Genomic DNA, 12435 nt, shown 5'->3' with positions numbered 1-12435 from the left:
TTCCGCACCTTTGGGGTACGTATAGATACATTACGGTCCCACCACCCACCCGTCAAAACGCCCCCCACCCGGGCGTGTCGCGACCGGGTAGGGGGAGACTGAAGAGGTGAGCCGATCCATGAAGACGACACAGCAGCATCCGCTCGAACATCGAGCATGGGCTCTGCGCCTCGGGTTTCGGCGAAACCTGCTGCGGCCAGCAGACTCGGAACGCAGCGACCGAGTGACCCACATTGAGCTGTTCTTCGATCTCATTTTTGTCTTCGCGCTCACCCAGCTGTCGCGCTACCTCTACGCCAACCAGTCCTGGGTGGGAGCACTCGAGTCGATCATCCTGGTGCTCGCGCTCTGGTGGCTCTGGGTCTACACGACTTGGGTGACCAACTGGCTCGACCCGGCCAAGCTTCCCGTACGCAGCGTCGTGATCGGGCTATCCCTCGTGGGACTCGTGATCAGCGCGTCGATTTACGATTCCTTTGGCAATCAGGGGCTCGTCTTCGCCGTCGCCTATGTTGCCCTGCAACTGGGCCGCACGGTCTTCATGGTGCTCGCCCTTGCCCGGCACGATCCGGCCCTGCACGCGACCTTTCTACGCATTCTGCTCTGGCTGTCGGTAGCGAGCGTCTTTTGGATCTTGGGGGGCCTCATGCCCCTATCGGTGCGGCTGCCGGCCTGGTTGATCGCCCTGGTGATCGAGTACGGCTCAGCCAGCCTGGGATTTCGCATTCCTGGCTTGAAAGCGCCGGGCGTGGATGACTGGGATGTGTCTGGACCGCACATCGCCGAGCGCAGTGCCTTGTTCGTCATCATCGCAGTGGGTGAGTCCTTTCTGGTCACCGGGTTTGCATTTGTCGATCAGGAGGCATCTGCTCTCGGGATAGCCGGGCTCTTTCTCGCCTTTGTGAACGGGGTAGCCATGTGGTGGCTCTACTTCGATCACGGAGAGCAGGCCGGGAGCAAAGCAATCGCGGCATCGAGCGCGCCGGGCCGCATCGCTCGGCTGGCGTACACCTACGTGCACGCGATCATCATTGCGGCAATCGTGCTGACCTCGGTCGCGGACAAGTCGTTATTGGAGCATCCGGAAGGTGCCATGACGCTCCCGGTAGCCGTGACTATTATCGGCGGGCCGTTGTGCTATCTGGTCGGGCTGCTGCTCTTTCGCTGGATCGTCACGCGCACGCTGCTCGTATCCCACCTGGTGGGGCTCGGACTGCTGGCCCTGGCCGGCGTGGCAGCAACGGTCCTGACCCCGCTCGGGCTAGGGGCGGTGACCTCCGTGGTGTTGGTGACCGTGGCGGCATGGGAGACCATCGTGCGAGTCCACGCCGGTACGACCGACGACGATGCGGGCTGAACAGAACCCGGGACGCGGGCTTTTTTGGCGGACTGACCAAAGCGGATGCCAGGCCTGCCCGCAGGACGCTGGCCCGGGGCCCGAACACAGTGAGTGCAGGACGAGGGGGACGTTGGACTCTACTGTTGCGCCCGCGCAGCCACAATACTGGGATGAGCGAGATCGCTGAAACAGATCGGAAGGCAATCATGGGCTCTCTCACGTATGACCGCGTCGTCGTGGAGATCGATGATCGCACCCTCGCGCACCTGCAACTCGTGATCGTGCAGAAGCTGCGCCGGGGCGAGAGTTTTCTCCTGTCCTGGCAGGATTGCCCATCGGTGGGGTCTGGTCGCAGTTCTATCTGGCTAAACCAGGCCATCCCCTTGTATTTCAAATATGCCGGCGGACACGCAGTCACGCTCAGCCGAGCGTGGATCGAGGACCTCAGCCGCTCGGCGAACAGCACTCAGGGGCTCATGATCGTGAGCGAGGCCGGTTCGTCGCCGGTCACCACTCTCACGGTGCGCTCGAAAACGACAATTGATGCGCGAACGACCGCTCGCACCGACACGGTCCTGGCATAGTCCGCGTCACGGCATACTCCGCTTCGCGGCAGCAGGCGCTCCGGACAAAGTCAGTGACCAGACCTCACTCCGATTTACGAAAGCGGGCCCACGCTGAAAATGCGGGCCTGCTTTTCGAATCTGCCGCGACCTAGTGCTTCGCGACGAGCGTGAGCACGTCGTAGGACGCGATGAGTTCGTCATTCTGGTTGGTCAGCACGGCATCCCAGCGCACCTCGCCGTATTCGTCGGTCTCGCGCGGGGTGATCTGCTTCGCAGTGAGCGCAACGCGAATGCTGTCACCGGGCGAGACCGGTGTGACGAACCGCAGGTTCTCCAGCCCGGAGTTGGCGAGTACCGGCCCGGGCGCCGGGTCGACGAATAGTCCGGCGGCCCAGGAGACTAGCAGGTAGCCGTGCGCCACCCGGCCCGGGAAGAACGGGTTGGCCGCGGCCGCCTCTTCGTCCATGTGGGCGTAGAAGGTATCCCCGGTGAACTGCGCGAAGGTCTCGATGTCTGTGAGCGTCACCGTGCGGGAGTCCGAGACGATCTGGTCACCGATCACGAGTTCGGCCAGGCTCTTCCGGAACGGATGCGTGTCGCCGACCCGCGCAGAGGCACCCTGGTGCCAGATTCCGGTGATGGCCGTGAGCATTTCGGGCGAGCCCTGGATGGCGGTGCGCTGCATGTGGTGCAGCACCGCGCGGATGCCGCCGAGCTCTTCGCCGCCGCCGGCCCGGCCCGGGCCGCCGTGCACGAGCTGCGGAACCGGCGAACCGTGCCCGGTGGAGGTGCGGGCGTCGTCGCGGTCGAGCAGGAGCACGCGACCGTTGAAGGCGGAGATTCCGGTCATCAAAGCGACGGCCACGGAAGGGTCATGGGTGGCGATACTCGTCACGAGCGACCCGCCACCCCGCCGCACGAGGGCAATGGCCTCGTCGAGGGTGTCATAGCCGAGCACGCTCGAGACCGGGCCGAAAGCCTCGACCTCGTGCACGGCGGCAACAAAGGCGTCATCGAAGCGCAGCAGTAGCGGCTCGACGAAAGCGCCATCGGGAGCGGGCGCGGTTGTGCCGTTGGCATGCAGAACGGCCGGGGCATCCGTTTTGCCGACGACCAGTTGGCCACCGGCGGCCTGAAGACGGGCGACCTGCTTGAGGACTTCGAGGCGCTGCGCGACGGAGGCAAGCGGACCCATGGTGACGCCCTCGGCGCGGGGATCGCCGAGCACGATGCGTTCGATGATGCGCGCCTGCACGGCCGCGACGACGTCGTCCATGGCCGCGCGCGGCACGATGACGCGGCGGATGGCGGTGCACTTCTGGCCGGCCTTGACCGTCATCTCGGTGACGACCTGCTTGACGAAGGCGTCGAATTCGGGGGTGCCGACGGCGGCATCCGTTCCGAGAACGGATGCGTTGATCGAGTCGGTCTCGTTGGTGAAGCGCACTCCCCCGGTCTGCACGGAGTCGTTCGCGCGCAGCTTTTCGGCGGTGGAGGCGGATCCGGTGAAGGCGACCAGGTCGCCGAGGCGCACGTCATCGAACAGGGTCGGCACGCTGCCCGAGACCAGCTGCAGCGAACCTTCCGGCAGCAGGCCGGAGTCGGCGAGGATGCGCACGAACGCCTCGGCGAGGTAGCCGGAGGGGGTGGCGGGCTTCACGAGGGTGGGCACTCCGGCCAGAAAAGCCGGCGCGAACTTCTCGAGGGCTCCCCAGACCGGAAAGTTGAACGCGTTGATCTGCACGACGACTCCGGGCAGGCGCGAGTAGATGTGGCGGCCGATGAAGGAGCCGTCCTTGGAGAGCGGCTCGACCGGCCCGTCGACGTAGACGCGGGCGTTGGGCAGTTCGCGGCGGCCCTTGGAGGAGTAGCTGAACAGCACTCCGATGCCGCCGTCAATGTCCACCGAGGAGTCGACCTTGGTCGCGCCGGTGCGGCTGGAGAGGGCGTAGAGCTCCTGCTTATGCTCGGTCAGCACCAGCGCCATCTGTTTGAGCAGCACAGCACGTTGGTGAAAGGTGAGCGCGCCGAGCGACTTTTGGCCGATCGTGCGTGCGTACTCGAGCGCTTCCGCGAGGTTGAGGCCGTGCGTGCTGACGCGGGTGACGACTTCACCGGTCGAGGCGTCACAGACGTCGACAGCAGCGGATGCGTCGGTGGGGGTCCACCAGGCGCCCTGGACGTAGCTGGGCAGAATGGTGGTCATGGGATTTTCCTTGTCTTCTGTGCGGGATGCGGTAGGGGCCCTGGCACTCATCAGGCTTCGTTCCAGCGGTAGAAGCCCTGGCCGGACTTGCGGCCGAGCTTGCCCTCTGCGACGAGCCGGCGCAGCAGCGCGGGCGGTTCGAAGCGAGCGCCGAGCTGTTGGTGCAGGTACTCGGCAATGCCCAGACGCACGTCAAGTCCGATCAGATCGGTCAGTTTCAACGGCCCAACCGGATGCTTGTAGCCGAGCATCATCGCGGCATCAATATCCGAGGCGCTCGCGACACCCTCCTCGAGCATTCGGATGGCCTCGAGCCCGAGGGCCACTCCGAGCCGGGATGACGCGAATCCGGGCGCGTCACTGACGGTGATCGGAGTTTTGCCGAGGGCAGAAACCCAGCCCTGAGCATCCGCCACCAATTCGGGTGAGGTAGCGCTGCCGGTGACGAGTTCGACCAGATTCGAAGCGGGCACCGGGTTGAAGAAGTGCAGACCGAGAAAACGCGCCGGACGCTGCAGTTCGTCGGCGAGGTCGTCGATCGAGATCGACGAGGTGTTGCTCGCGAGGGCGGCCTCGGCTGAAAGCTGGGCCTCGACCTTTTGCAGGGCCTCGATCTTCAGCGCACGCACCTCGGGAACGGCTTCGACGACCAGTTCCCGGTCGGCGAACAGGCCGAAGTCCACTCCGACGGCGAGGCGAGCCATCAGTTCCGCGCGGGTTTCCCCGGTAGCGCCGCGGGCGATGCTCGCATCGACGGCGCGCAGCACACGTTCGCGGGCGGCCGTCGCTTCAGTGTCGCCCCGTTCGACGAGGGCCACGTGGGCTCCGGCGAGCAAAAAAGCGTGTGCTATGCCGGCGCCCATCCGCCCGCCGCCGAGTACCCCAACGAGCGCGGGAACGCCGGATTCGCCGCGATCACCCAGTTGCAGTTCAGACACCGGCATCAGGCACGCTCCACAATGAGGGCCGAGCCCTGGCCGACGCCGACACACATCGTCGCGAGGCCGTGCCGGGCATTTTCCCGCTCCATGCGGGCGAGCAGGGTGACGACGAGGCGTGCACCGCTCGATCCGAGCGGATGCCCGAGCGCGATAGCGCCGCCGTCGCGGTTGACGATTTCATCGTCGAGGCCCAGGCGACGGATACACGCAATCGACTGCGTGGCAAATGCTTCGTTGAGCTCGATCGCTCCGAGGTCGGCGATGCTCAGGCCACTGCGGTCGAGGGCGCGCTGGGTGGCCGCGACCGGGCCGAGGCCCATTATTTCCGGGGCCAGGCCGACGCTCGCGCCGACCACGATGCGGGCGCGCGGCGTCAGGTCGTACTTTTTCACCGCCTCACCGCTCGCCACGAGAATCGCCGAGGCGCCGTCGTTGAGCGAACTGGCGTTGCCGGCCGTGACGACGGAGCCGCCGGAGACAATCGGGAGCAGGGCGGCGAGGCCTTCGAGGGTGGTGTCGCGCCGCAGACCCTCGTCGACGAGCACCTCGCCCTTTTTGGTGGGTACGCCGACGATTTCATCGACGAAATGACCGGCGTCGATCGCGGCGGCGGCGCGCTGATGGCTGCGGAGAGCGAACGCATCCGCTTCGGCGCGGGTGATGCCATCGAGTCGGGCAACTTCTTCGGCCGTCTCCGACATGGAGAAGGTGGCCTTGTCGCGGGCGGCAAGTGTGGGGTTCACGAACCGCCAGCCGATGGAGGTGTCGAACTGGGCGCCGGGCTTAGCCCAGGGGCGATCGGGTTTGGCCTGCACCCAGGGGGCGCGGGTCATCGATTCGACGCCGCCGGCGATCATGAGGTCGGCGTCGCCGGCACGGATGGCCTGCGCGGCCATGGTGATCGCCGACATACCGGAGGCGCAAAGCCGGTTGACGGTGATGCCCGGCACGTGATCGGGCAGGCCAGCGAGCAATCCGGCCATTCGGGCGACGTTGCGGTTGTCCTCACCGGCCTGGGTGGCGGCGCCAAAGATGATCTCTTCGATCAGTACCGGGTCGATGCCGGCGCGGCGCACGGCCGCACCGACGACGAGGGCGGCGAGGGCGGCGGGACGAACCGAGGCCAGTGCTCCTCCGTAACGACCTACGGGGGTGCGTACTCCTCCAACGAGGTAGGCCTCGGCCATGTTTCTCTCCTGAAGACGGTGTCTGCGTGTGCCTGCGGGAACGTGGAATAGATTACCGACCGGTCGGAAAGTAATTGTGGCAGATGTGGGTGGGTTCGCACAACCCGCGCGGCATGCACAAGGGGCACCCGCCATTCGGCGGGTGCCCCTTGAGATCAAACGATTATCAGATGTTGGCGAGTTCGCGCACAGCCGCGTCACCGGGGGTGGCTGTGGTGTAGCTCGCGTCGATCTCGGCCCGGTCGAGCAGCTCGTCCATGCGGCGCTTGCGCTGCTTGGGGATGAGCGTCACGACGGTTCCGGTCTTGCCAGCACGGCCAGTACGTCCCGCACGGTGCAGGTACGTCTTGTATTCGTCGGGCGCGTCGGCCTGGATGACCAGGTCGATGTCATCAACGTGGATTCCGCGAGCAGCGACATCCGTTGCGACGAGCACGTTGACCCGGCCACTGGTGAGCATCTGCAGGTTGCGGGTACGGCGAGCTTGGTTGAGGTCACCGTGCAGGCTGGTCGCCTTGACTCCGGCGTCTTCGAGCTGGTCGGCGAGCTGCTCAGCATAGGCGCGCGTGCGGCTGAAGATGAGCGTCTTGCCCTCGCGGTTGACGAGCTCTTCGATGATGCGGCCCTTGTCGCGGTGCTCGATGACGAGCACGCGGTGGTCGATCGTGGAGGAGGCCTGGTCTTCGCCGGCGACCTCGTGCACGGCCGGGTTGGTCAAAAATTCCTTGACCAGCGAGGCAACGCCCTTGTCGAGGGTGGCGGAGAAGAGCAGTTTCTGGCCGCCGGCTTTGGTCTGGCGCAGGATGCGCTGCACCGGCTCGAGGAACCCGAGGTCGCACATGTAGTCGGCCTCGTCGAGCACGGTCACGACGACTTCACTCAGGTCGAGACGACCCTGGTCGATGAGGTCTTCGATGCGGCCGGCGGTGCCGATGATGATGTCCACGCCGCGCTGGAGAGCGCTGATCTGGCGGTACTGAGGAACGCCGCCGTAGATCTGGGTGGTGAAGAGGCCGACGCTGCGGGCGATGGGCTGCACGGTGCGGTCGATCTGCAGGGCGAGCTCACGGGTCGGGGCCAGGATGAGCGCGCGGGGCTTGCGGGCCATCTTGCGGTCCTTAGCGCCGTTGTTCTCCATGAGCTTCTCCACCAGGGGAGCACCGAAGGCGATGGTCTTGCCGGATCCGGTCTTGCCGCGCCCGAGCACATCGCGCCCGGCGAGCACGTCGGGGATGGTGGCAGCCTGAATCGGGAAAGGTGACGGAGCGCCGAGGGCGGCGAGCTCGCGCACGATGTTCTCGCCGAGGCCCAGGTCCCCGAAGGTCACACCGACGACATCGGAGGCCGTCGTCGCGATGGCTTCGAGACGCTCGAGCACGACGTCTTCGCCGCCGGCAAAGGTGGGCTTGACACCGTCTTCGCTGCGCTTCGGGTAGAACTTGCTGTCGCCATCGTCGGAACGGATCGGGCGGTCGTTACCGAAGTCACGACGAGGCGGACGATCGTCGTTCGAGCGACGCGCGGCGCGGTCGTCGAAGCTGCGCGGGGCGCGGTCGCCATACGACGGACGCTCCGTGCGAGCCGGACGATCGTTGTTGTAAGCCGGACGATCCGTGCGCGGGGCGCGGTCGCCATACGACGGACGCTCGGTGCGCGGGGCGCTGCCGCGGTCGCCGTAGGACGGACGATCGTTGTTGTACGCCGGGCGGTCGGTGCGCGGGGCCCGGTCGCCATAAGAGGGACGCTCCGTACGCGGGGCGCTGCCGCGGTCGCCATAGGACGGACGATCGTTGTTGTACGCCGGGCGATCCGTGCGCGGGGCTCGGTCGCCGTAAGAGGCACGTTCGGTGCGGGGAGCGCTGTTGCGGTCACCATAGGAGGGGCGGTCGGTACGAGCCGGNCGGTCGGTACGAGCCGGGCGGTCGTTGTTGTAGGCCGGACGGTCCGTGCGAGGGCGGTCGTTGTTGTAGGCCGGACGGTCCGTGCGAGGGCGGTCGTTGTTGTAGGCCGGGCGCTCGTTGCGGTCGTTGTTGGTGCGACCGCCGTTTTCGGGGCGAACGGAACGCGAGCCGTAGGCTGGGCGCTCGCTCGAGGGCCGCTCGTTCGACCGCGCGGCGCGCTCGTCGGCGTTCCAGCGCTGCTTCTTGGGCGCACCCTCATCAGCGCGGTAACCACGGTGTCCGGGGCTCTTACTGCCGGCGTTGTTGGAACCGCCGTGACCCGATCCGCCCTTGGAGGCGTACTTGGGATCGAAGTTCTTACCGCCACGGCCGACGGCGGAATTGTGTGAATTGCCTTGAGGCATAAAGATATCTCTGGGTTGTGTTCAGTACATGGCAGAACAACATCGCACGTGCGACGTAACTGAGAACCCGAGCAATCTGCGGTCGGGGCCGTTCACATACAGTGATTTTTCACCAGCGGATTACTGGGAAACCGGCCCAACTTGACTTACAAACCCATCCGCGCACAGCGCGGTGTCAAGAGCCGACTTATACACGCTACCCGATGAATCCGGAAAAGTCACGTAACAGGGCCTGCAATGCCTCGCTCTATTCTGGTGACATGACCATTTCGATCGGCATTGAGCCGCCCCGGCAGGCCGACGTCGAGGCGCTTCTCGCCGCCGGCACCGTCTTCGCACACTCCCTGTATCCCGTGGAGAACACGTTTCTGCTCAGCACCGACGAGCTCGAGCGTCCCGGCGTCGACGTGTACGTGGCCCGCGATGAAAGCGGTACGGCGTGCGGCATGGCCGCCCTCGTACCGCTCGACCTCGACGCCTCAGCTGAATTGAAGCGACTGTTCGTGCACACAGAAGCTCGGGGCCGCGGTGTGGCCGGCCGCCTGCTGGACCGCATCGAAGCGGATGCCGCTAGCCACGGCATCCGCTCGCTCGCGTTGGAAACCGGCACGCTGCAACACGCAGCAATGGCGCTCTACCGCGGCCGCGGCTACGAACAGATCGAGCTGTTCGGCCCGTATATCGGCGAAGAGCTCAGCGTCTGCTTCGCCAAGAGCCTGTAATTCAGGCGGCGGGTGGAACCGCCTTCGTCCGCAACCTGGCCGCTTGCGGCACTCGGTAGAGAAGCGGGCCCCCGGAGGAACGAGTGCCCACTTCCCCAAGGAGTGCCGCAAGGAGTGCCCAAGGCGTATCGCACGGAGTGCCGCAAGGTTTCGCGCGGGGGCTCAGCGCGGCTGTCCCCCGATCCGGCGGGACAGTTCTGCGGCCGTCGCCATAACTGCCTGGGCGATCCGGGGCCACTGGGCCGCGGCAAATCGATCGCGTGCGAAGGTGACCGCGATGGCGGCGGCCGGCCAGCCGGCATGATCGCGCACGGCGAGCGCCACCGAGGCGATGCCGGGTGTGATTTCGCCGTCCTCCGTGGCGTAACCATCTGTTCGTACTCGATCGAGTATGGCGCGCAGCTCGAGGCGACTTCCCGGCCCCCGCCCGTCCCGCAGCTCAAGCGACGCCTGGTTCGGGTACAGCGCGCGCACTTGGGCCGCAGGGACCGCCGCGAGCAGGGCGCGCCCGCTCGCCGTGAGATGGGCGGGCAGCCGCACGCCCACCTCGGAGACGAGTGAGGGACGGTGCGCAGCACGCTCCTCGACGAGGTAGATCACGTCCCGACCGTGCAGCACCACGAGATGGGCGCTCTCCCCTAACCGGTCGACGAGCTGCGCGATCAAGGGGCGACCGAGTCGGGAAAGCGGTTCCTGGCGGCTGAATCCCGAACTGAGTTCGAAGGCGGCGATGCCGAGCCCGTACCGGTGTTCCTCGGGCAGGTGCACGACGAATCCCTGCTCCACGAGCACGTCGAGCAGCTGGTAGACGGTCGAGCGTGGCAGGTCGAGGGCACTCGCTACGGCGGCCGCCGGCGTCGGCCCACGCTGCGCGGCGAGGTGTGACAGCATGCGCAGGGCACTTTGGGCGGCCGGGACCTTGGACGGTGTTTCCATGGCAGGTCCCGGCTCCGCCGACGCTGGGCGGCCGATCTGCACGCGCTTTCGCGTGCGTTGAGACTGGATGCTGTCCGGTATACCGGCCAGCATCCACCTTATCGGCGTATCGCCTACCCCGGCGCGGGTGTGCAATGAAATCATGACTCGTGCACAGACGCCCAGCACCGACCCGCTCACCGCGAGCACAGCATTCGTTTCCGCAGCCAGAAACGCCACGGCGAGTGTCACTGTCGGAACCGCCGCCCTCTCGTTCGCTGACGTGATCGCCGTCGCGCGCCACAATGCGCGCGTGACACTCGACCCTTCGAGCCTCGACGAGGTCGCAGTGACCCGCAGGATCATCGATGCCCTCGCTGCGGATCCCGAACCACACTATGGAATCTCCACCGGCTTCGGCGCTCTCGCGACAACGTTCATCACCCCCGACCGGCGTGCCCAGTTGCAGGCGAGCCTCGTGCGCTCGCATGCCGCCGGCAGCGGGCCCGAGGTGGAACGGGAAGTCGTTCGCGCCCTCATGCTGCTGCGGTTGAGTACCCTGATGACCGGTCGCACCGGCATTCGGTCGGCCGCCGCCGAGACCTACGCCGCCGTGCTGAACGCCCAGATCACCCCGGTCGTGCACGAATACGGATCGCTCGGCTGCTCCGGTGATCTGGCCCCGCTCGCCCACTGTGCCCTCGTTGTGATGGGCGAGGGCCAGGCGCGCGACGCGACCGGAGTGCTCGTCACTGGCAGCCAAGCCCTGGCCGCGGCCGGAATCAGACCGGTCGTGCTCGCCGAAAAGGAGGGCCTCGCCCTCATTAACGGCACCGACGGCATGCTCGGCATGCTCGTGCTCGCCCTCGACGATTTCGCCCGCTTGCTCACCACCGCCGACATCGCGGCCGCCATGAGCGTCGAAGCCCTGCTCGGAACGGATGCCGTCTTCGCGGCCGATCTGCAGCAGCTGCGGCCTCAGCTCGGCCAGGCCGACAGCGCCGCGAACATACGCCGACTGCTGCTCGGATCTGGCCTGCTCGCCAGCCATGCCGGCCCGGAGGACGTGTCGGTACAGGATGCCTACTCCCTGCGGTGCGCCCCGCAAGTGCACGGCGCCGCGCGCGACACCGCCGCCCACGCCGCCCTCATTGCCGGCCGCGAACTGGCCAGCGCCATCGATAACCCGGTCGTCACCGTCGACGGACGCGTCTGTTCAAACGGCAACTTTCACGGCGCCCCGCTCGGCTACGTGCTGGACTTTCTCGCCATCGCCTCAGCGGATGTCGCCAGCATGAGTGAACGCCGTACCGACCGTCACCTCGACGCGAGCCGCAGCAAGGGCCTGCCGCCGTTTCTCGCGCACGAGGTGGGGGTGGACTCCGGACTCATGATTGCTCAATACACCGCCGCCGGCATTGTGTCGGAGCTCAAGCGACTCGCCGCGCCGGCATCCGTTGATTCGATTCCCTCCTCGGCGATGCAGGAGGACCACGTCTCGATGGGCTGGCACGCCGCGCGCAAGCTGCGCCGGTCACTCGACGGGCTCGGCCGCGTGCTGGCGATCGAGATCATGACGGCGTCGCGATCGCTCGATCTGCGCGCACCGCTCACCCCCGCCGCCGCGACCACAGCGGTGCGCGATCTCGGACGCACGGTGGCCGCCGGCCCCGGGCACGATCGTTTTCTCTCCCCCGAAATCGACGGCGTTGTGACTCTCGTGGCCTCCGGCGCGGTGCGCTCGGCTGCCGGACCCGGATTGGCGTAGGGTTCGGCAAACCTTGTAGCGACCTTACGTCACGCATCCACCCCGTTGTCAGCACTACCGCGCCGTGCCATACTTGCGCCACGCTGGCCCGCCCGAGCCGCGTAAATCCATTACCCGAATGGATCAGGTCTTCATATGTTGCTATCCGCCACGCTCCGTCATGACGCTCGGCTTGGGCGAGCGAAATTTTGGAATCGGGCGTCGCGAAGCCGGCCATTACTGGCGGCCGAAGGCGGACTGGTGGCAGTGGTCATCGTGGCGCTCGCGCTGTTCGGTGCCCCGATCGCAGCGATTGCCGACGAGGTGCCCGCCGGCGCCCCCACGAGCCCAGCACCGATCGCGACGGCAGTACCGATCGCGACCGCAGAGCCGACCCCCATCGCAACGCCTACGCCTACACCTGAACCGTCGGCCACACCCACACCCACACCCACACCCACACCCGCACCCGCACCCGCACCTCAGCCGATCACCAGCCCTACCCCG

At 66.6% G+C, this 12435-nt stretch carries 10 protein-coding genes; 5 read left to right on the top strand and 5 right to left on the bottom strand.

All coding sequences use genetic code 11. The features are described 5' to 3' along the window. Positions 1-118: 118 nt before the first annotated feature. The gene (locus tag CXY72_RS00535; RefSeq protein ID WP_104125787.1) at positions 119-1357 is read left to right on the top strand and encodes a low temperature requirement protein A; all 1239 of its coding nucleotides are present in this window, start codon (positions 119-121) and stop codon (positions 1355-1357) included. Between the two features lie 152 nt (positions 1358-1509). Continuing rightward, on the top strand, positions 1510-1923 hold the full coding sequence (locus CXY72_RS00530; RefSeq protein ID WP_370446178.1) for an ATP-dependent DNA ligase: 414 nt from the start codon (positions 1510-1512) through the stop codon (positions 1921-1923). A gap of 130 nt (positions 1924-2053) precedes the next feature. Here CXY72_RS00530 and paaZ read toward each other — a convergent pair whose 3' ends face one another. The 4 genes from paaZ to CXY72_RS00510 form a co-directional block, all read right to left on the bottom strand. After that, a complete protein-coding gene (gene paaZ, locus CXY72_RS00525; protein ID WP_104125786.1) occupies positions 2054-4111 on the bottom strand; it encodes a phenylacetic acid degradation bifunctional protein PaaZ in 2058 nt (685 codons plus the stop codon). A gap of 50 nt (positions 4112-4161) precedes the next feature. Beyond that, positions 4162-5055 carry a 3-hydroxyacyl-CoA dehydrogenase family protein gene (locus tag CXY72_RS00520; RefSeq protein WP_104125785.1) on the bottom strand — a complete coding sequence of 298 codons (894 nt, stop codon included), beginning with the start codon at positions 5053-5055 and terminating at the stop codon, positions 4162-4164. Beyond that, complete coding sequence (locus tag CXY72_RS00515) at positions 5055-6239, bottom strand: acetyl-CoA C-acyltransferase (protein WP_104125784.1); 1185 nt, start codon at positions 6237-6239, stop codon at positions 5055-5057. Before CXY72_RS00515 ends, CXY72_RS00520 begins: the two co-directional genes overlap by 1 nt. 166 nt (positions 6240-6405) lie before the next feature. After that, positions 6406-8544, bottom strand: coding sequence for a DEAD/DEAH box helicase (locus tag CXY72_RS00510; protein ID WP_104125783.1), 2139 nt, complete (start codon positions 8542-8544; stop codon positions 6406-6408). Positions 8545-8804: 260 nt separating this feature from the next. Between CXY72_RS00510 and CXY72_RS00505 the strand changes: the two genes are divergently transcribed. Further along, complete coding sequence (locus CXY72_RS00505) at positions 8805-9266, top strand: GNAT family N-acetyltransferase (RefSeq protein ID WP_104125788.1); 462 nt, start codon at positions 8805-8807, stop codon at positions 9264-9266. 162 nt (positions 9267-9428) lie between these two features. On the opposite strand, the gene CXY72_RS00500 is transcribed toward CXY72_RS00505, so the two are convergent. Beyond that, positions 9429-10202 carry an IclR family transcriptional regulator gene (locus CXY72_RS00500; protein ID WP_104125782.1) on the bottom strand — a complete coding sequence of 258 codons (774 nt, stop codon included), beginning with the start codon at positions 10200-10202 and terminating at the stop codon, positions 9429-9431. Between the two features lie 142 nt (positions 10203-10344). Here CXY72_RS00500 and hutH point away from each other — a divergent pair, with 142 nt between their 5' ends. Together hutH and CXY72_RS19715 are read left to right on the top strand one after the other, a co-directional pair. Continuing rightward, entirely contained in the window at positions 10345-11949 is a 1605-nt protein-coding gene (hutH, locus tag CXY72_RS00495; RefSeq protein WP_104125781.1) for a histidine ammonia-lyase, read from the top strand. A 240-nt stretch (positions 11950-12189) separates the two neighbouring features. Then, the coding region (locus CXY72_RS19715) for a hypothetical protein (protein ID WP_199183891.1) at positions 12190-12435 on the top strand (246 nt) is incomplete at its 3' end.

Source organism: Cryobacterium sp. Y57, from assembly GCF_002929505.1.
Taxonomy (GTDB): Bacteria; Actinomycetota; Actinomycetes; order Actinomycetales; family Microbacteriaceae; genus Cryobacterium.
Note: the sequence above shows the minus strand (reverse complement) of the source record. Positions and strands in the feature narration are given on the sequence as shown.